At 36.0% G+C, this 19,892-nt stretch carries 18 protein-coding genes and 1 CRISPR repeat array (1 of these 19 running past the window's edge); of the genes, 12 read left to right on the top strand and 6 right to left on the bottom strand.

The window, feature by feature from the left end; translation table 11 throughout:
• Positions 1-497: direct repeats of the CRISPR family, unit length 32 nt; unit sequence GTCGCACTCTATATGAGTGCGTGGATTGAAAT (it extends 2,724 nt beyond the left edge of the window).
• Positions 498-574: 77 nt separating this feature from the next.
• From tnpC to C0966_RS05415, 4 genes are all read right to left on the bottom strand, one after another.
• Positions 575-2,158 (bottom strand): IS66 family transposase, encoded by a 1,584-nt coding sequence (gene tnpC / locus C0966_RS05430; RefSeq protein ID WP_274854033.1) that lies wholly within the window; start codon positions 2,156-2,158, stop codon positions 575-577.
• Positions 2,159-2,237: 79 nt separating this feature from the next.
• Positions 2,238-2,594, bottom strand: coding sequence for an IS66 family insertion sequence element accessory protein TnpB (tnpB, locus tag C0966_RS05425; RefSeq protein ID WP_274854034.1), 357 nt, complete (start codon positions 2,592-2,594; stop codon positions 2,238-2,240).
• Positions 2,588-2,905, bottom strand: a complete 318-nt coding sequence (gene tnpA / locus C0966_RS05420) for an IS66 family insertion sequence element accessory protein TnpA (protein ID WP_274854035.1) — start codon at positions 2,903-2,905, stop codon at positions 2,588-2,590. Before tnpA ends, tnpB begins: the two co-directional genes overlap by 7 nt.
• A 423-nt stretch (positions 2,906-3,328) precedes the next feature.
• A complete protein-coding gene (locus tag C0966_RS05415; protein ID WP_274854009.1) occupies positions 3,329-4,609 on the bottom strand; it encodes an IS110 family transposase in 1,281 nt (426 codons plus the stop codon).
• A gap of 1,148 nt (positions 4,610-5,757) precedes the next feature.
• On the opposite strand from C0966_RS05415, the gene C0966_RS05410 reads away from it, so the two are divergent.
• Together C0966_RS05410 and C0966_RS05405 are read left to right on the top strand one after the other, a co-directional pair.
• Complete coding sequence (locus tag C0966_RS05410; protein ID WP_274854159.1) at positions 5,758-5,994, top strand: hypothetical protein; 237 nt, start codon at positions 5,758-5,760, stop codon at positions 5,992-5,994.
• Positions 5,995-6,069: 75 nt separating this feature from the next.
• A complete protein-coding gene (locus tag C0966_RS05405; RefSeq protein ID WP_274854158.1) occupies positions 6,070-6,894 on the top strand; it encodes a vanadium-dependent haloperoxidase in 825 nt (274 codons plus the stop codon).
• A gap of 238 nt (positions 6,895-7,132) precedes the next feature.
• On the opposite strand, the gene istB is transcribed toward C0966_RS05405, so the two are convergent.
• The gene (istB, locus tag C0966_RS05400) at positions 7,133-7,903 is read right to left on the bottom strand and encodes an IS21-like element helper ATPase IstB (protein WP_274855718.1); all 771 of its coding nucleotides are present in this window, start codon (positions 7,901-7,903) and stop codon (positions 7,133-7,135) included.
• On the bottom strand, positions 7,903-9,456 hold the full coding sequence (istA, locus tag C0966_RS05395; RefSeq protein WP_274854157.1) for an IS21 family transposase: 1,554 nt from the start codon (positions 9,454-9,456) through the stop codon (positions 7,903-7,905). The genes istB and istA overlap by 1 nt, the downstream gene beginning before the upstream one ends.
• A 223-nt stretch (positions 9,457-9,679) precedes the next feature.
• Here istA and C0966_RS05390 point away from each other — a divergent pair, with 223 nt between their 5' ends.
• The 10 genes from C0966_RS05390 (at position 9,680) to C0966_RS05345 (ending at position 19,614) form a co-directional block, all read left to right on the top strand.
• Positions 9,680-10,624, top strand: a complete 945-nt coding sequence (locus C0966_RS05390; RefSeq protein ID WP_274854156.1) for a hypothetical protein — start codon at positions 9,680-9,682, stop codon at positions 10,622-10,624.
• A gap of 472 nt (positions 10,625-11,096) precedes the next feature.
• Positions 11,097-11,834, top strand: a complete 738-nt coding sequence (locus tag C0966_RS05385) for a sugar phosphate nucleotidyltransferase (protein ID WP_274854154.1) — start codon at positions 11,097-11,099, stop codon at positions 11,832-11,834.
• Positions 11,831-12,790, top strand: a complete 960-nt coding sequence (rfbB, locus tag C0966_RS05380) for a dTDP-glucose 4,6-dehydratase (protein ID WP_274854153.1) — start codon at positions 11,831-11,833, stop codon at positions 12,788-12,790. The genes C0966_RS05385 and rfbB overlap by 4 nt, the downstream gene beginning before the upstream one ends.
• Before the next feature lie 4 nt (positions 12,791-12,794).
• Complete coding sequence (rfbD, locus tag C0966_RS05375) at positions 12,795-13,637, top strand: dTDP-4-dehydrorhamnose reductase (RefSeq protein ID WP_274854152.1); 843 nt, start codon at positions 12,795-12,797, stop codon at positions 13,635-13,637.
• Positions 13,634-14,092, top strand: coding sequence for a dTDP-4-dehydrorhamnose 3,5-epimerase family protein (locus tag C0966_RS05370; protein ID WP_274854151.1), 459 nt, complete (start codon positions 13,634-13,636; stop codon positions 14,090-14,092). Before rfbD ends, C0966_RS05370 begins: the two co-directional genes overlap by 4 nt.
• 62 nt (positions 14,093-14,154) lie before the next feature.
• Positions 14,155-15,432 (top strand): glycosyltransferase domain-containing protein, encoded by a 1,278-nt coding sequence (locus C0966_RS05365; protein WP_274854150.1) that lies wholly within the window; start codon positions 14,155-14,157, stop codon positions 15,430-15,432.
• A gap of 44 nt (positions 15,433-15,476) precedes the next feature.
• Positions 15,477-16,388 (top strand): glycosyltransferase family 2 protein, encoded by a 912-nt coding sequence (locus C0966_RS05360; RefSeq protein ID WP_274854149.1) that lies wholly within the window; start codon positions 15,477-15,479, stop codon positions 16,386-16,388.
• A 16-nt stretch (positions 16,389-16,404) separates the two neighbouring features.
• Positions 16,405-17,466, top strand: a complete 1,062-nt coding sequence (locus tag C0966_RS05355; protein WP_274854148.1) for a glycosyltransferase — start codon at positions 16,405-16,407, stop codon at positions 17,464-17,466.
• Positions 17,467-17,495: 29 nt separating this feature from the next.
• A complete protein-coding gene (locus C0966_RS05350) occupies positions 17,496-18,209 on the top strand; it encodes a class I SAM-dependent methyltransferase (RefSeq protein WP_274854147.1) in 714 nt (237 codons plus the stop codon).
• Between the two features lie 112 nt (positions 18,210-18,321).
• Complete coding sequence (locus C0966_RS05345; protein WP_274854146.1) at positions 18,322-19,614, top strand: glycosyltransferase family A protein; 1,293 nt, start codon at positions 18,322-18,324, stop codon at positions 19,612-19,614.
• Positions 19,615-19,892 lie beyond the last annotated feature (278 nt).

Below are 19,892 nucleotides of genomic sequence, written 5' to 3'. Positions count from 1 at the left end.
CACTCTATATGAGTGCGTGGATTGAAATGTAATCATCCCTGGACATTCCAGAGATAATTTGGCCGTCGCACTCTATATGAGTGCGTGGATTGAAATACAAGATGTGCTGCTATTCCATTTGAAATGGTGAAGTCGCACTCTATATGAGTGCGTGGATTGAAATTGTAAGGCGATCTCGGCCTGCTGCCGTTTTTGCTGTCGCACTCTATATGAGTGCGTGGATTGAAATTCTTCTAAATAGTTATATTTTCATATTCCTATTGGTGTCGCACTCTATATGAGTGCGTGGATTGAAATTACCAGAGAAGTAGAAGTTAGGTACGGAGCTAGCTGTCGCACTCTATATGAGTGCGTGGATTGAAATTGATTTATTTCTAATCTTTGTAATTTGAATAGAGTGTCGCACTCTATATGAGTGCGTGGATTGAAATTTTTCTAGCAGCACTTTTAAAACATGTTTGAACCGTCGCACTCTATATGAGTGCGTGGATTGAAATAATATATTTTTTATCCGGTTTCGGTGTAAGCGTCAAATAATCCCCACCTAAAAAATAGATGGGGATTTCGTTATGATTTAGGTATTCTTTTTAAACACTCGACAAACTAAGGGGATGGTTGATGACCAAGGCATTAATTGATCCAAGGCATCTTTATCTTTGGTATCCATGTTTGGTAATTTCTCAAAGAGATAAGTGAGATAGGTAAATGGATTTAAGTTATTCTCTTTAGCTGTCTCAATCAAACTGTATATTGTCGCACTGGCCCTAGCGCCTCGGGTGGTATTGGCAAACAGCCAATTTTTCCGGCCAATGACAAATGGCTTGATCGAACGTTCGCTGCGGTTATTATCGATTTCTAAACGGCCATCTTTTAAAAAGCCCACTAATTTATCCCATTGGTTCAGGCAATATTGGATTGCTTGGCCTAGGGCGCTTTTTGGGAGAACTTTTGGTTGTTGAGTTTTAAGCCATGCTGAAAAAGCCTCCAGCACTGGCTGGCTGCGTTCCAAACGACTTTGATAGCGTTCTTCAGGGGTTGAATCCTTTAAGTCACGCTCTATCGCAAAAAGTCGGTTACAAAAATCGAGCCCTTCCTTGGCAGCTACCGGAGCTGGTTGCTTTGAAGCCGGCAGAGCCTTTAAGGCCTCATCAAACTTGCGCCTTGCATGCGCCCAACAACCGACCAGGGTTACATGAGGAAGCCCTTGATAACCCGAGTAGCCGTCCACATGAAGGTAGCCCTTGAAACCATTCAGAAACTTGCGAGGATGTTCCTTTCCCCGTGTCTGTTGGTAATCATAAAGAGTAATCGGCGGACCTTCTCTTCCTGTGCGATAAAGCCACATATACGAAGTGGATGTGGCCTTTCGGCCCGGTTCATGGAGCACCTGTAAAGTGGTTTCATCCGCATGGAGAATATCCTGTTTGAGTAAATGATCCTTCATCCGATCATAAATTAAACGCAGCCACTGATCTGCGCCATAGATCATCCAGTTCGCCATTGTCTGCCGGGATAAAGTAAACCCAAGTCGTTCAAACTGCTTTTCTTGTCGATAAAGAGGCAGCCCTTCCACATATTTTTGGCACATCACATACGCCATGCTTGAAGGGGAAGCTAAGCTGCCCGGATAGACAGGCTCCGGCATAGACGCTGTCACAATTGGGGTATTGATCTCCTCATGTTCACAACGGCGGCAGGCGTAGACATAACGGACATGCTTTACCACTTTTACTTCAGCCGGAATGACTTTGATTTCTTGACGCACTTCCGTGCTCATTTCATGTAAAGATCCACCGCAACACGAACAAACCTGCTCTTCTGCGGAAAGACGGTATTCAACCGTTTCCGTAGGCAGGTCTTCCAGCATCGATTCACGTTGACCACGTTTTTTACGACGACGGTAGGTAATGGTTTCAGAAGCAGGCTCCTCTAAAACGGAGGCTGCTTCTACCTCTGCTTCATTAAAGAGCGAAAGCTCTAATTGATCGGCATGTGTTTTTTCACTTGAAGAGCCAAATCGTCTTTTTTGGCTGAGGCGAAACTGCTCCTCATACCATTTCAGTTTCGCAGTAAGTTCAGCCACTTGCTTTTCAAGAGATTCACAACGCTTTTGAAAATATTCAGTTGGTTGGGTGAGTGTTTTCGTTGTCTTTTTCATACTTTATCTATTCGACAAATGATGATTCATTCCTTTTAAAAATGAGTGTGCAAATAAAAAATTTTAAAGAATATGTTTTTTAGATAACTGTCCTTGCGGTGACTTCAGGATGAGCCTGGCGCTGTTCAAGCGGAAGCCCATCAAGCAACCAACGAAGCTGGCGGCGGCTTATTTTTAGCGGTGCATCACTTTCTTCCGTTGGCCATTGAAATTTTCCTTGTTCTAAACGTCTATAATAGAGCCAGAAGCCGTTGTGCTCCCAATGAAGGATTTTCAGTTTATCCCGATTGCGATTGCAAAAGACAAAGTAGCTAGGCGAAAAGGGATCTAAATCGAAACCCTCTTTCACCAACGCAGCCAGGCCATCAATGGATTTGCGCAAGTCTGTGCTCCCTCGAGCGAGATAAACATTCGTGATCATGGTTTCGTTTAACATAGCGACCTCAACGTCCTTACGACATCCGCAAGGAAAGATGGGTCGAAGCCTGGTTTCACCTCTATGGATGCTTGCCCTATAGTAATCTGTATGGTGTTTTTTGATTCGCTATATTGTTCATCCATTGTGACTGAAACCCATTTAGATGACGGTGTTGAGATCCGATTCGTGTTTTCAATTTTTCTAAGCCAATATTTTAATTGATGAAGTTTCACATTATTGTCTGCACACCATTTGGATTGGGTCTGTCCACTATTCCTAAAATCGGCGATCCGAAGTTCCCATTCTTTTCGCAATTCTGCTTTTGACATCAAAAAACCTCCCTCTATATACTTTAAAATTCTCCCGAATACTCACGTTTTCTCTAAATTTCATTAACACCTAATAGTTGATCCACCGAAAATCATGGTTATAAATTGAATTTATTTAAATTTCTTACAGATGGGGGGCCATTCTACCAACCAAACTGGTATTGTTTGGTAATAACAGTTATGACCGTGCGCAAAATCTCCACTCATCTCACGGTCGCTAACCCTCCCATGTATCACCGGATTGGGATCCATACATTCCTTCGTCCTGCGTATCCATGAGGTGGAGGTCGGATAAGCTCCTCAGCTGGGTCATAAGCCCGTATGGTAAAAATAAACTCCGACTCGGCACTATTGGTGTTTGTCTTTAGAAATACTTGAAGTATTCGATAGTAATTTGATTAACAAATTGGTTAATAAATCGGTTTAAGCAACTTGTAATGTAATTTGAGGCAAGCCTTGCAATAATTTTGAACCATCAAATTCACACTGTTTTTGACCAATGACAAATAAGACACGTAATAGCTTACAACACAAAGCGATGAGAGACTGTTGCTTTTTTAAAGGCCTTTCAGATCGTTTTGTATAGTATTGATGTAAAGCTTTAAAAGTTGGATTATGGGCAACGAGTGGCCGAATCGCTAGGTACAGAGCTTTACGCAGCCTGCTTCGTCCCCGTTTCGTTATTCTGGTTTGTCCTTTAAATTTTCCAGAACTATGCTCACGTAATGAAAGGCCTGCCAGATTAACTAATTGCTGAGGGTGACTGTACTTTGTGAGATCACCCACTTCAGCGAAGAATAGAGCGACTGTTGTAACACCTAACCCAGAAATATTCATCATTTGCTTAGCACCTGGGATCGTTTCTACAAGAGCTTCTAGCTCCTGATCCAACTCTTCCAACTGCGTTTGATAAAGCTCATATTGGTCAATCAGATATTCCATTTCACGTTTGGCAAACTGAATCCCGATTTGAATTCCAATGCTCTTTTTGGCCGTTTCCACTAGTTTCGTTGCTCGCTTCATTCCAACTCCTCGTTGTACAAATGGCTTCCACTTTGAGAGAATCTCTTCAGGTGTCATTTCTTTAATTTGAGAAGGAAATGGAAACAGTTTTAGCGTGCAAAGAGCTGCTTTTCCTTCCCAATCCCCGAAAACATCGAAAAACTCCGGAAAATAACGTTGAATCAAATTTTGAATACGTCCTTCTGTGATGGCAAGCTGTTGAGTGAGCTGATCTCTTATTTTGACGCCTTCTCTTAGTTCCGCGTAAATGCCGTCTAAGAGATTTGGTACGGAGTATCGGCCGTCTTTAATCAGCTGTGCAATCACTCTGGCGTCTTTTGTATCGTTTTTTGTTGGAGAGTTGTCATCAAGCTCTTTGCTTTTCTTTACATGCATCGGATTGACTAGCACAAAGTCATAGCCCTTTGCGGTAAGAAAATAAGCGAGATTTAACCAGTAAGGCCCGGTTGGTTCAACCCCAAAAATCACATGGTTCTTATCATTTTCTTTTTGGTGTCGATTCACCCAATCTAAAAGCATTTGGAAACCATGTATGCGATTTTCAAAGATCAAGCGTTTTCCAAATTCAATTCCTCGATCGTCTTGTGCCCGTGCCACGTGTTTGTCTTTGGCAATATCAATGCCGATTATTAATGTTGATGGTGTGATTTGCGAGATTTTTCGATTTTGAGTATAATTCATTATTGAGTCCTCCTTGGCAACTTATTAATTCGGGGTCAATGTATTGACACCCTGTACTATACCAAGAGGGCTCTTTTTGTTTCAAACCTCAAATTTCTTCATTACAGGAATGCTCCTCAAATATTGATTTGAGGAGATTATCTCAAAGTGTCATCTAGGTTAATAGGTGGGAACTATTTTACGGTTACGTTCAAACTTCTTTTTTGTTTCATTTCCTCATCAGGTAACTACAAGAAAGACTTAATAGATGATGAAGTAAAACAATCTTTCCTTTTATTTAAAAAAAGAAAGAGATTATTGAAACAATTCAAAAAGTCGTCAAAATGAGACAAACATATATAATATTTAAAATAAGCCTCAATTCATTTCGAAAAATTGAATTGGGGCATTTATTTTTGATTCAATAAACACTTGAATTAGTTCTCCGGCTATTAATGAGTATTCACTTTGTTCAATTCTTTTTTCTTGTTCAAACGAAATTAATTGAAACATTCTCTTTGTAGAATGATTTTTTTACACCTCTTCATTAATTGTTTGCTTTCTCAAGAAAATGAGAAGGAAATTATATCCAGAGTACCGCAATAGAAATAATAGGCTTTTATTATTAGATGAGCAACCATGCTTATAAAAGGTTTATGAATATATTGTGGTAAATCGTTGTCTCAATGAAGATATTATTTCTTATCTCGATTGAAATTAATTGGGCAACTAAAAAGAAGAGGGGAACAATAATGAAAAAAAAGAAAAAAATATTAAAAAAGGGTGTGTAATTGGACCTTTAAATGCACGGGAGCGCAAGGAGAAAGCATTTCAAGTTCGTTACAAGGAAGCAATTGCCAAATTAAAAACTCGTTTTAACTAATTATCCCTGTAATAGCGATGAGAATTCATACAAATCGAAAATAGGAAGTTTTTCTAAAGGATTACCACATAATTCTCTTGGCGAGGTAGACCTCCATACCTATAACCAATTAATTAGGGCACTTAAAACGGGCGATCCCGAAGATTTTGAAGGCATTCCTCTCGGCGGTAAAGTAAAACTCGCGAATCCTCAAGGAGCCTATGTATTTGATATAGCAGGGTCTGATTGTCATCAATTGGGGATTCCAGAACCACCGTCCTTTAGCAGCGCTTGGGAAGCTGGTGAAATGGCTGAAGTTTATTGGCATGCATTGGCGCGTGATGTCTCTTTTGAAGAGTATGAAACCAATCAAACGACAATTGATGCCGCTTCAGATCTATCGAAATTTTCGGATTTCCGTGGTCCGAAAGACAATGGACTCGTTACACGTGTACCTTATTCCGCGGAGGGACACCTGGTGACCTCACAGGCCCTTATATCTCCCAATTTCTTTGGAAAGATATTCCTTATGGATCCACCATAATTCCTCAACGATATCGAACTACTGTTTCAGGTTCAGACTATATGACTACGTACGAAGAGTGGTTGAACATACAAAATGGTTTATTACCGGCCTCTCCGAAATACGATCCTACAGATCCAACGCTATATCCGTAATGGCCGTGATTTGGGTGAATATGTACATTATGATTTCAGTTATCAAGGTCCTCTTTCAGCATGTCTGATTCTACAGAGCTTTGGCAAAGAAGCTCTTGATCCAGATAACCCTTATATTAATTCAGTAACACAAGGACGATTTGTTACATTTGGTGCGCCTCATATTCTCGATATGGTTGCCATGGTAGGGAGAGCAGCATTAGAGGCCTTTTGGTTTCATAAATTCTTAGTTCATCGCAGACTTAGACCAGAGGAATTTGGAGGGCGTCTCCAAAATCATATGACAGGTGACGCATGCTACCCAATCAACTCTGAGCTCCTTGATTCTCAAGTGGTTTCTGAAGTCTTTAAGGAGTATGGCACATACCTGCTGCCTATGGCTTACCCTGAAGGCTGCCCGACACATCCTGCCTATCCTGCTGGTCATGCATGCATTGCAGGGGCCGGAGTTACGGTTCTAAAAGCGTTTTTTAACGAATCCTTTCCAATCCATAATCCAGTCGTTACCAGTTCAGACGGTCTCTCTCTACTTCCATACTCAGGTCCGACTTTAACAATAGGGGGAGAATTAAATAAACTTGCCACAAATATCTCTCTCGGCCGGGACTTTGCCGGAGTTCATTGGCGATCCGACGGTATAGAAGGAATTAAGCTAGGAGAGGCAGTTGCCATCAGTATTCTTCAAGATTACGCAAAAACATACAATGAAAATTTTAAAGGATTCTCGTTGACTAAGTTTGATGGAACTAACATTAAAATTAAATAAATTCAAGGCACATTATGGGATTTCCTTTCGGGGCCTGGCCCGCACCGCTTTAACGCGTTAAACCATTGAGGGTCTGACCCGCACTGCTTGTCCATATACAACAATTGTAGCAAAATTGCCTAAGCTAACATAATTATATATATCTAGTCGATTAACATATTCCCAAAGGTAAATTGTAATTATATAGAGAGGCAGGTGCATCTGTAACCGTCAAGTAGTTTTGAACACTTTTTGCTAATTAATTTTGAACACTTTCTTTTCCGAAAATGGTAGTTCGATGCTTAATCCTATAGCTGTCATTTTCATTTAGTTGGATAACCTCTACTCTATGAAGTAATCGATCTAGAATAGCTGTAGTAATTCCTTGATCCCCCATCAATTCTCCCCACTGTTCAGGCCCTTTATTAGAAGTCAAGATGATTGAACTTCTTTCATATAAATGGTTGATCAGGTGAAAGAACAGATTAGCTTCCCTTTGGTCCATTGCCATATACATTAAATCATCAATAATGACCAAATCTGATTCTTTTATTCTTTTAAGCTGCATTTGTGACTTTCGAATATACTCTTCAGTTTTTAATAGGTGCACCAGTTCACCCATAGTAGAGAAGGTAACTTTAAAACCCTTTTGAATGGCCTCTAATCCTAGTCCAATCCCTATATGTGTTTTCCCTGCTCCTGGAGGCCCTAATAGAATTAGATTATATTGTTGCTCCAGCCAATTAAGTTCTCTCAGTTGGTTTAATTGACGAGTACTTAGGGATTTCTGTTCTTCAACATGAAACTCATCTAATGTCTTAAGATAAGGGAACTTGGCCCATTTCAACCTCTTTTCTACATTTTTTTCTTCTCGTCGTTTTAATTCATACATAAGGAGTTCCTGCAAAAACTCTTGATAGGTCCATGATGATCTCTCGGCATTACGAAGCAATTCTGGCAGCTTATTAGCCGTTTCCACCATCCGAAGATGGTGGAATTGATCTTGTAGAGTATGTACAGTGCTTGTCATCATGAAACGCCTCCTAATATTTTTATATAGTCATCCATTTCCCTAGTTGCTGCTGAGGCTTTTAAAGCGGGGTTATCATTTCTTGATTCTTGAATCGAAGGAGAATTAGGGGTTTTTGCTTGTTTTAATCGAGTTAAGTGTTGTGCAATATCCCGAAGGTCATTGGCACTCCATAACTGATCTTTGATACAAACAGCTAGGGCTTCCTCTATTTCTGATCGAAAATGGCTGATGGCGTATTGAATGACTTGAAGCTGGTCACGTATATATCTCGGATAACGGCATCCTACCTCATGTATAAACTGCTCAGCCTTTTCTTGATCTTTAAACTGACGAATAATGGTTTCTTTGTAGGCTTGAATTCCTTTTGATCGATCTCTTGTATGTTGGCGATTCTTTATCAATTCTCCTTTCCCATGACATAAAGGGTGTTTTGCCAATACTTCTCCTAGCGGTTCTGTTCTGATAATGAGCTCTTCTCCTTGAATTTCTACATATACCGTATTATCTCCCCTTGGACGATAAGTTCCAATTGGAAGGGAATAACGATTGGATTTATATTTTATAACATTGTCCTTGTGAACAGTCCTTGTTATACTAGAGCCAAGGTTGCTTTCGAAAGAAAGCAGGGTGGAGACTGGCTTTAAGTGTTGCTTTTCCAGGGCGTGCACTTCTACCGGTCTCTTTTTAGTTGTATGATGTATATTGTAATTTCCCGTCCTTTCTAACCAAGCTAAACACTTCTCATTCCAGGCCTCTAAATTTGGAAATACTCTATTTTTTGCAAAGTTCATTTTTACATATTTCACTACATTCTCCACTTTTCCTTTGCTCTGAGGGTCTGCCTTTCTACATAAGTAGATTCGAAATCCACGGTCTTGCTTATAAGCTTGAAATTCCCCAGTTAAGATAATATCTCCTGCATTTTCACTTACGGTGATCAAGTGGTCCTGGTCATAAACAATTTCCTCGGGTATTCCTCCAAAGAATTGAAATGCCTTCTCGTGACACCGAATTGTATCTTTCGTTGTAAAAGGCCTATCTAACCATTCCACATATTTGTAACGAGAGTGGGAGAGGACAAAGGTAATGAAATATAATTTGACTTCTTTATTCTCAAGATTCTTCACGGTGGCTTCTCCCCAATCCACCTGCACCTGTTGCCCCATTGGTAATTCTTCCACAGCTTCATGTGTTCGTATACGAACTACTTTAGGGATATGATAGATGTCTCTTATTTCACTTACATAGGCTCGGACTGTACTTCCTGCAACATCTAGTGCAGGAAATCGTTCTTTTAGCCAATCTTCCACCTGAGCAGAAGACAGATCAGGATGTTCCTTTAACCAACTGATAATCCGATCGCGATAGGGATCTAACTTCTTGCTTCTGCTTCCTAAAGATAAAATCCACTCCGAAGCCTCCTCTAAAGTCATATCCAAATATTTATAAACTGTGTTTCTGGAAATCTCTAATTTTCTTGCGATAGCTGCTACTTTAAATCCTTGTTTTTTTAATTGATGAATTTCAACAAACAATAGTAATTTTTCCACCTTTCGTACCCTCCAGCTAAACTAAAGATATGAATCTATCATAGCTTAGCTGAAATAAATATTGGTAAAAAAGTGTTCATTTCTATCTGGCGGAAACTGTTGATTATAATTTAGCAGTTACAGCATCTTGTATATGAAACTTAAGCATGTTGTATTTAATGAACAAGAGAAAGAAAAGATCTCAATATACAAAAAAAGAAACAGAAATGAGATGTTGGATGAGTTGGAAGAAGATTTTTTACAACAAATTCAAGAAGAGAGGGACTCTTATTTAGAATTGGTCCAACAAAAAACTGATTATATAGCAATACTTGAAAATCAAATCAGTGTTGAAGTTTCAAGGTTTGACGAACTGGAACAAGAGAAAATAATTATTGCTACAATGAACGAAAATTTAAAACGTGAAAATGATAGCCTTTTGCAACAAATTGCTGAACTATCTGAGAAGGTACAACAATATGAAACGACTTTTAAATTAAATAAGTCTGAATATGAGAATGCCATGGATGAAAATAATAAGTTAACAGTGAAAGTTGTTGAGTTAGAAAAACAGTTTTCATTAGTTAGCGAAGAAAAACAGCAATTATTGAACGAGAATAAAGAATTATTTGATAAACTTGAGTCGAGGGAAGAATCCTTTATCACCTTAGAAAAAAAATATACTTCACTACTAGCCGAAAAGGAGGAATTACTCGAAACCAATCGCGACCTTGAAAAAAAGAACTTTTTGATTCAACAGGAAAAAGAGAAGGTTGAGTATGCAAAAGAAATCTTATCAACGTCATTATCTGATCACAAAAAGTTACTTGACTTCTATAAAAATATGAAAAAAGAATTGGAAGAAATCAAGGAAGAATGGTCAGTACAATATAATCAAAGAATTGACATGGCTGAAAAATTGCTAAACGACCATAAAAACATTTTGGATCAAATTACTTTAACGATGGAACAGCACGAAAAACATTGGAATCAGTGTTTACTTGAGTTGACAAGGATACAGAATGAAAATCAGATTGGTTCAAACGAACTGGAGAAAACAACAAAGGAAATCGCAGATATCCAACGGAGACTGAATGACTTCATTAGTGAAGTAAGGGATTTTATAACTAAAAGCAAGGCATCAAACTACGATTATAGAATAATAAATCACGCAAAAGGAAACTATTAGGCTTTGATAGAAAAAAGTTGAAATGATCAAAAAAATTTCTCGCCAGATTAGACTCTGATGGAAAAGACTTACTATTCGGAAAAGGAAAGTGCTGTCTCAATTGTCAAGATAACTGACTTATGGGCAGACTTTTTTTATTAACGAGAGAAATTCTACAAGAGCGTAGACCGTATGGTGTTTGATTTAATAAACACTTGAATTAATTCATCGCTTCTAATGAGTTTCCAAATTTTTTAAGTTCATTTCTCTTGTTAAACGCATTTGATGAAACATTTATGTTAGTGATGATTTGAGATAAAAAGTGAGTGCGGACATATGACTAAAGGCATATTCATTAAATTGTTTCAGTTAGTATAAACTTCGTTCCGAAAAAGGCAGTCACACATATAGTATAAAGAAAAATAAATGTAAAAATTCAGGTAATAATTTTAAAACTTCTGAGTATGACTATGTGAAGGTGGTATTTCATTTCATGAAAGGGGTTATTCTTGCAGGTGGTACAGGTTCTCGTTTAAAACCATTAACAAAATTTCTAAATAAGCATCTCTTGCCAGTAGGACCATATCCAATGATTTATTGGCCAATTTTAAAATTAAGGGACGCTGGAATACATGAGATTTTAATCATTACAAATCAACATCACCTCAGTTCCTTCATAGAGCTGTTAGGGCTGGGGGAGGAATTAAAAGTAAAGCTTCAATATAAAATACAAAAAAATAAAGGCGGAGGGATTGCCGACGCCCTCATGAGTGCCAAAGATTTTATTAATAGAGACAGGTTTGTCGTAATACTGGGCGATAATGTTTTTGAAGATTCATTAATTCCTTACATCCAATCATTTCAACAACAGGACACCGGCGCAAGAGTATTACTAAAGGAAGTGAAAGATCCAACACGATATGGAGTTCCGCGGTTAGATAAAACCAATAAAAAAATTATCTCCATCATTGAAAAGCCAAAGTTTCCTCCTTCTTCTTATTGTGTGACGGGAATTTATTTGTATGATCAAAACGTTTTTCAATTTATAGAAGCGATCAAACCATCAAACCGAAACGAGTTAGAAATCACAGATGTCAACAATTTATATATTAAAAACAATCAACTTCAGTATGATATTCTTCAGGGATGGTGGATTGATGCAGGAACACATGAATCCCTTTATAAGGCGAATCAATGTGTTTACGAAAAAATGGAGGAGGATACGAAGTGAGTAAACACCTCCTTATAACAGGCGGAGCAGGTTTTATCGGTGCAAATTTCATATCCCATTTACTAAATCACTCAGATTACTTTATCACAAATGTGGATTCCCTGACCTACGCCGGAAACGATCAAAATATTAAGCCATTTGAAAAATCAAATCGATATCGTTTTTTTAAATGTGATATTGGGAAAGAACAAGAGCTAGCAGCTGTATTTGATCAAGAATATAAATCGATTATAAACTTTGCTGCCGAATCACATGTGGACCGCAGTATCATGAATGCCGCCCCGTTCATTCATACAAATATAATTGGTACGTTTAACCTTTTACAGGCTGTATTATCCGGGAAAGCCCGTAAGATGATCCAGATCTCAACAGACGAAGTATATGGCTCTCTCAAGCCGCAAGATCCTCCATTTACGGAAGAAACCCCTCTTGCTCCAAATAATCCGTATTCTGCCAGTAAAGCAAGTGCGGATTTACTCGTCAGATCTTTTCATAAAACACATCAACTTCCGCTTATCATCACAAGATGCAGTAATAATTATGGACCAATGCAGCATCCGGAGAAGTTCATCCCGAAAATTATCACGAATGCACTAAACAATAAAGAAATTCCCTTATATGGCGACGGATTCAATATTCGTGATTGGATTTATGTAGAGGATCATTGCCGGGCCATCCATATGGTGCTTGAGAAGGGAGTTCTCGGCGAAGTTTATAATATCGGAGGAGCTGAAGAAAAAACGAATCTTGAAGTTATTCGATTTATTTTAAAGCAATTAGGAAAAGACGAACATTTAATCAAGCATATAGAAGACCGAAAAGGACATGATCGCCGGTATGCGATGAATTCAACGAAAATATCAAGGGAGTTGGGATGGAAACCCCTTGTATCTTTTCAAGAAGGCATTCAAAAAACAAAAGAATGGTATAAACGAATGCAGCATGAGAGAAGGTGAGAATTTGAAGATTTTAATTACCGGTGGTCATGGCCAATTAGGAAAAGAACTGGAGAGACAGTTGAGCATTACGCATTCTGTTGTTAGTCTTGGAAAACAGGAGTTAGACATTACTTCAAAAGAAGATGTTGAAAAAATCATTTCGGACATGAAACCACAAGTGATCATTCATGCTGCTGCTTTTACTGAAGTCGATCAATGTGAAACAGACCGTAAAAAAGCATTTGAAGTGAATGGTCTTGGAGCTGGCTATGTTGCGCAAGCAGCCAATAAAGTTGATGCTCGGATGTTTTATATTAGCTCTGATTATGTATTTGATGGAAGAAAACAATCTCCTTATCTAGAGAATGATGAACCAAATCCGCAATCAATTTATGGACTAAGCAAGTGGCTGGGTGAAAAGTTAGTACTCAAAATTAATAATGGAACGGTTATCCGTACATCATGGCTCTATGGGCATGATGAAAAAAATTTTGTAAAGACAATGTTAACATTGGCCGAAAAAAATCAAACTATTCAGGTAGTAAATGATCAGATAGGCACTCCTACTTATACTCACGACTTCACTGAAACGATCATTCATTTATTCCATAAAAAAAATGGGATTTATCATGTAAGCAATTCTGGTTCATGTAATTGGTATGAATTCGCAAAAGCCATTTTCGAAGAAGCAGGATTCAATCCGAAATACGTATTGCCGACAACGACCGAGGAATATGGGGCACTTGCTCCAAGGCCACGTTACTCAGTTCTGGGACATAAAGCTTTACTTAGAGAGAATGTTAAACCACCTAGGTATTGGAAAGAAGCGTTAAAGGATTTTATTCGAAAGGAGACCAGTCAATGATAGAAGGAGTCAAGGTGAAGAAACTTGTAAAACATTGTGATGACCGCGGCTTTTTTGCAGAGCTCGTCCGTGATGATGAGCCCGAATTGTTATCGAAATTTGGCCAGGCCTCATGGTCGATGAGCTACCCTGGTGTGATTAAAGCTTTTCACTATCATGAAAAGCAAGATGATTTGTGGTTTTTCCCTTCTGGCAATGCTCAGATTGTCCTTTATGATCTGAGGGAGGATTCGCCAACAAAAGGAGAAACCGATGTTTATTATATGGGAGAGGAAAATCCGATCATGTTGCTGATTCCCAAAGGTGTTGCTCATGGATATAGGGTGCTTGGGGAAAGGCCTGCTACAATTATTTATTTTACTACAGAGTCTTATAATCGGGAAAATCCGGATGAAAAACGAATTAATTGGGATGATCCATTAATCGGCTTTGAGTGGAAAACAAAAAATCGCTAACTTAAAACAAGTTTATATGAAAGACTAATTTTTTAGTAAATAAAAAGGAAGGAGGAAATCATTTGAATAATGAAGACTTGCCAATTTTTAATGGACAAGAACAATTTACTATAAAAAATTTGTTTTTAAATGCAAAGGATACGTTTACTTATGAATTTTGGGTAAAACCTTTTGCAAAAATTAATATACCATTAGAAAGAACTAGTGGAATTTCAGGAATAAGGGATCAAAAATGGGTTATCGGAGCAGCACATGGTGGAATTAATTCTAATATCGCTGGAACAGGCATATCTGTAGGTAGGAATGGTATTTGCGTGTTTGAACATTCACATAACTATTTACCTGCCACATTAGTTTACAAAATAAATATTACTGAATTTACACATATTGCTATTGTTTTTTTAAAGAAAACTCCTTATCTATATATAAATGGAAAATTTGTAAGAAAAGGATTAATGAGTATAAAGAAACATGTATTTCCTTCGGGGATAATAGGTGGATTAGGAAGATACGGGAATTTTGTTGGGCAGATAAAACAACTGCGTATATGGAATTGTGCTAGAACTACAGATCAGATCAGAGAAAATATGCAAAAAGATTTAAATAGAAATGAAAAAAATTTATTGTACTCTTCAAATCTAATTGAGCCAAAGAGCAAAGATTCTAATTCAAAAATGAACAATATAGTTATTTATACAGCTATCACTAATAATTACGATACTTTAAGAGAACCCACTTATAAATTGCAAAACTGTGACTATTTATGTTTTACAGATAACTCCAATTTAGATTCAAAGCACTGGACCATAAAAAAAATAGAACATCTTATATATGATCATAATCGAAATGCAAAACAATATAAAATCTTGCCACACAGATTTCTGCAAGAATACGAATATAGTATTTGGATAGATGGCAATGTTGACATCATTGGGGATGTTACAGAGTTGATAAATAAATATTTAACACATGATGTATTAGCTTTTTACAAACATCCAGAAAGACAGTGTATTTATGATGAACTGGAGGCATGTTTAAAATTAACAAAAGATGATGAAAAGATTATGATTGATCAAATAAATAAATATAGAAGTATGGGATTTCCCAAAAATAAAGGTTTAATTAGAGCATCAATAATTCTAAGGAAGCATGATGACAAGAATGTAATAAAAACTATGGAAGAATGGTGGAAAGAAATATTAAATCACAGTAAAAGAGATCAATTAAGTTTTAATTATATCGCGTGGAAAAACAATTTGAAATATAGGATTTTGCCGGGAGATCCTTTTTTAAGAAACGACTCGTATTTCAAAATAAGACTAAATGGCTCACATGGCTAGGTGTTATTATGCAATTATTTCACAATAAGTCAGGAGTGGATCTAATGGATAGAAAACTTCCCAAGATATCCGTGATTTCAGCAGTATACAATAAAGCTCATTCTTTAGATGATTATATATTCGCGTTGACAGAACAAACCTATAAAGGTGATATAGAAGTTATTCTTGTTGATGATAAATCAACGGACAATAGTGCAATGATTATCAAAAATTTACAGAAAAAATACAACAAAAACAATTTTCAAATCAAATTTATACAAAATGAAAAAAATATTGGAAATTGTGCAAGTCGTAACAGAGGCATACAGAAAGCAGAAGGAGAAATACTTGTAGTTATTGATGCTGATTGTATCGTAAATGAATTCTTTTTAGAAGAACATGTTATCGGCCATCAAAAAAACTTTGATGTATGTATAGGCCCAATGGGTATTGAGAGTAGGGGGCGTGACATATTTAAGATGAGGAAAGAATTAATAAAGAATGATGCACTTATAAATAAGGAGATGAGATTACAATACCCCAGAAAAAAGACTTGTTTTTTAAATTGTGTAACACGTAATTTTTCAATAACAAAAGCTTTCTTGAAAAAAATGAATGAACCTTTGTTTGATGAAATCTTCACATATAAAAATGACACAGAGAGCGGTTTTGGATGGGAAGATGTTGAAATGGGGTTTAGGATTTTTAAGAAAGGCGGCAAAATTTATTTTACTCCAAGAGCTATAAGTATCCATAAGTCACATGCTCCGTCAATTCCTGATTCAATAAAACCTTTATTATCATTAAAGAATTTTGCTAGGTTGCTTAGAAAACATAGAGAAATAGCAGTAATAGCCCCTGATTGGACAGCAGAAACATTTCAAAAAATATACAATTGGCTAAAAATGTACAATTATGCGGATAACCATGATACTAAATTTATAAGCAGTTTAATAAAAGGAAATTTTAAGAAGTAAAGGGAGAAGGTTATGTGTGAAAATTCTTTATGTTAGCGGTGTAGATGGTGATACAAACCGTTATCGTGTAGACAATCCAGTGGATGCCTTACGAAATGGAAACATTAATGTTTCTAAAGTTAGAGGAGAGGAAATAGATAACAGACGAATGAATTCCTTGTTAAACGCTAATTACGATGTAATTATATTTCATCGAATAGGGACTCATTTGAAAGAATTTGTTCAAAAAGCTAAGAAGAAAGACATCCTTGTTATTTATGATATTGATGATCTAATATTTACTGAAGAGTTTGTTAATGTTCTTGAACGATTGGGAAAAGCTACTTACAGTCAAGGCAAATATTATGTTGATAATATTCGTTCAACAATAAAACTTTTCAACCATGCTACTTGTACCACAGATAATTTAAAAAAGTCACTCCACTCCATTGGTGTAGAAAATGTAGAAATTATACCGAATTTTTTTCATGAAAAATTGTTAAAAAAATCAAAAGCAGCATATTTACAGAAAAAAAATATAAAAAAGCAAAGGGAGAAAATTATTATAGGATATCCCAGCGGAAGTAACACTCATATGCGGGATTTAGAAATAGCAGTTCCAGCCTTAAAAAAAATCCTTCGTCAATATTTAAATGTAGAGATTCATTTATTAGGTAGAATTGAAATTCCTAACGGACTTAAAGAGTTTTCAAATAGAATTACCACCCATCCTTATGTACCTTGGATGTCTTTACCTGAATTATTAGCTGATTTGGATATCAGTATTGCTCCTCTTGAGAATAACTTATTTTGTAATTCAAAAAGTCCATTAAAATATGTTGAATCCTCATTAGTTTGTGTACCAATTGTTGCTAGTTCTACAAAACCATTTCAAAAAGTAATAAGACAAGGCATTACTGGTTTTACTGCGTCTAGTACCTATGAGTGGTATAACTATTTAAAATTTTTAATTGAAAATGAAGAATGTCGTATTAATATCGGCGAAAATGCATATGTAGATGTTTTGAAAAATTTTAATTCAATTAATCATAAGACACTAATACTTGAGGTATTGTCCAAGTGGAGATCAGTTAGTTAACTATATTCTAATAATTAAAGGAGATAAAAATGAATAGATTTTGGAATAATATTATTAAACCTATCTTTATTAAAGAAAATATAAAGACAATTATTGAAATTGGGATTGATAAAGGAAAAAATACGACCAAATTAATCGATTACTGTTTAATGAATGGGGGAAAGCTAATTTCTATAGATCCAAAACCAGTAATTAATGTGAATTTATTGGAAGAAAAATATAAATTCTTTCGATGCATAAAGGATTTAAGCTTAAATGCTTTACCTACTATCAAGAACTTTGATGCCGTATTAATTGACGGGGATCATAATTGGTATACAGTATTTAACGAACTAAAAATAATTGAAAAAAATTCCTTAATTTATAAAAAGTTTCCGCTTGTTTTTTTACATGATACTGAGTGGCCTTATGCTAGGAGAGATATGTATTATCTACCTGAAACTATCCCGTCAAATTTTAGAAAACCATATGCAAAGAAAGGAATCATAGCAGGTCAATCTGAATTGAAAGATCCAAAAAGAGAGTTAGGAAAAAAATTGATCAATTCTCACTTAAATAACGCTTTGTTTGAAGGCGGAGAAAAAAACGGGGTGTTAACAGCGATAGAGGATTTTATAAAAAGTTCTTCTGTCCCTTTAAGTTTTTGCAAAATTCCCACTAATAATGGGTTAGGAATACTTTTTCAAAAAAATAGACAACTTGAATCGTTTATTGAAGGACTAACTAAAACTTTAAAGCAATAGAATAGGGGAAATTTAGTTATTTTTTGTCATTTCTCCTCTCTTTAAAGTGAAATAACATACAGATTTTATCTAAAAATTTTCAACAAAACAGATTTATATACGGGGGATAGACGTGACTCCAATAATTTCGATCATTCTAACAAGTTATAATAAGCCGGATACAATTGATATTGCAATTGAAAGTGTACTTGCACAGTTTTTTGATAACTGGGAGCTTTTTATCATGGACGATAATTCCAATCAAAGAACCGTTGAAATTATTCAAAGATATTTAAACCACCCGAAAATCTTTTATTTTAACAGCAACATCCAAGACAGCGAGAGATACAAAACAACAAGGTACGCAACATTAATTAATAATGCTATACCGAAGACTAAAGGAAAATATATTACTTATTTAACAGACGACAATATTTTTTTGCCTGATCGATTAGAAACAATGGCAAGAGTTCTGAGCAAAAATCCTAATATAGAAATTGTTTATTCCCAGCAATTAGTAAGAACAATTGATGAGTATGGAAGAGTGAAACGTGAAACGGTCCGTAAAACATATGGAGTATTAAAAAATCCTATCGGGCTTGTTGATCATTGTTCAATTATGCATACAAGAAGCATAGCAGATAAAATATATAAGGAATATGGAAACTATTGGGATGATGATCCGGCTTATTGGTTTAATGGAGATGCAGCTTTTTGGAATCGTTTAACTAAATTTAAACCCTTTTATCCTATTCCGAAAACTTTAGATATTGCATTAAAAGGTACTCAATCCTTTCAACGACTTTATAATCATTTGCCTAAAATTATTCCAAACGGAACTCTTGTGAAAAGTCCATCATCTGATATTTATATTATAAACAACCAAGAACGAAGAAAAATACACCCGGAAGTTTTTGAAAAGTTAAAATATGACGAAGACAAAATTGTAGCAATTCCGGATCCATTTCTTTTTAAATACAATCAAGGAGTACCCGTTGACAATCAGGTTTTTTTAAATTATGCCCTCTTCCCGGATCAAAGGCTTATTAAATCTCCTAATCACCCTGCGGTGTATTATACCCAAAGAAATAAAAAGCATCTTATTAAAAATGAAAAAGCATTTTCAGATTTTAAATTCCAATGGGATAAAATTGTGATCGTTAGTGACAACTTATTAACTCAAATACCCAGTGGCAACTTAATTGATGATTTATCTATGAACATTGCTAATTTACCTGATGGAGTCTTATTCAATTGTGAAAATAACTTTTATATCAGCTTTAATAATCATCTCCATCCGATAGAAAAACGGGTGGCAATAAAACTGAATCTTCCCGTCACCAATCCCGTCAAAATTGATCATAGTATTTTTGTTAAATTTAAACAAGGAGAGCCTTTTAAATGGCAAATAGCTTTTATAGACTAAAGAAACCATTCAAAAACAATGAAATGGCTTCTGTTCCTATTAAATGTTTTTTTCCCTTGTCGCTATTTCTTTAATTTACGTAGTCTATTTAATTTCCATATGACATCATTAAAATTCGTTGATCATTCTATAAATGACAAAAAATAGGTTTTTATTTTTAACGAATTTATAAGGGAGCATAGGTATGAAGATATTTAATTCAACACGGTAAATTTTTTGTTAATTCCTCACTTTATTGCCTCTTTGATCTTTGCTGTGTAATTTTTTGGATATTTTTT

The organism is Bacillus methanolicus, from assembly GCF_028888695.1.
In the GTDB taxonomy this organism is placed as follows: Bacteria; Bacillota; Bacilli; order Bacillales; family Cytobacillaceae; genus Bacillus_Z; species Bacillus_Z methanolicus_B.
This window is presented reverse-complemented; position numbering and strand designations above follow the sequence as displayed.

What these genes read in the sequence shown, in the direction of transcription:
- tnpC (WP_274854033.1), bottom strand. Translation starts at nt 2,158, where the DNA reads ATGAAAAAGACAACGAAAACACTCACCCAACCAACTGAATATTTTCAA.
- tnpB (WP_274854034.1), bottom strand. Translation starts at nt 2,594, where the DNA reads ATGTTAAACGAAACCATGATCACGAATGTTTATCTCGCTCGAGGGAGC.
- tnpA (WP_274854035.1), bottom strand. Translation starts at nt 2,905, where the DNA reads ATGTCAAAAGCAGAATTGCGAAAAGAATGGGAACTTCGGATCGCCGAT.
- C0966_RS05415 (WP_274854009.1), bottom strand. Translation starts at nt 4,609, where the DNA reads ATGAATTATACTCAAAATCGAAAAATCTCGCAAATCACACCATCAACA.
- C0966_RS05410 (WP_274854159.1), top strand. Translation starts at nt 5,758, where the DNA reads ATGGCTGAAGTTTATTGGCATGCATTGGCGCGTGATGTCTCTTTTGAA.
- C0966_RS05405 (WP_274854158.1), top strand. Translation starts at nt 6,070, where the DNA reads ATGGTTTATTACCGGCCTCTCCGAAATACGATCCTACAGATCCAACGC.
- istB (WP_274855718.1), bottom strand. Translation starts at nt 7,903, where the DNA reads ATGACAAGCACTGTACATACTCTACAAGATCAATTCCACCATCTTCGG.
- C0966_RS05385 (WP_274854154.1), top strand. Translation starts at nt 11,097, where the DNA reads ATGAAAGGGGTTATTCTTGCAGGTGGTACAGGTTCTCGTTTAAAACCA.
- C0966_RS05370 (WP_274854151.1), top strand. Translation starts at nt 13,634, where the DNA reads ATGATAGAAGGAGTCAAGGTGAAGAAACTTGTAAAACATTGTGATGAC.
- C0966_RS05360 (WP_274854149.1), top strand. Translation starts at nt 15,477, where the DNA reads ATGGATAGAAAACTTCCCAAGATATCCGTGATTTCAGCAGTATACAAT.
- C0966_RS05350 (WP_274854147.1), top strand. Translation starts at nt 17,496, where the DNA reads ATGAATAGATTTTGGAATAATATTATTAAACCTATCTTTATTAAAGAA.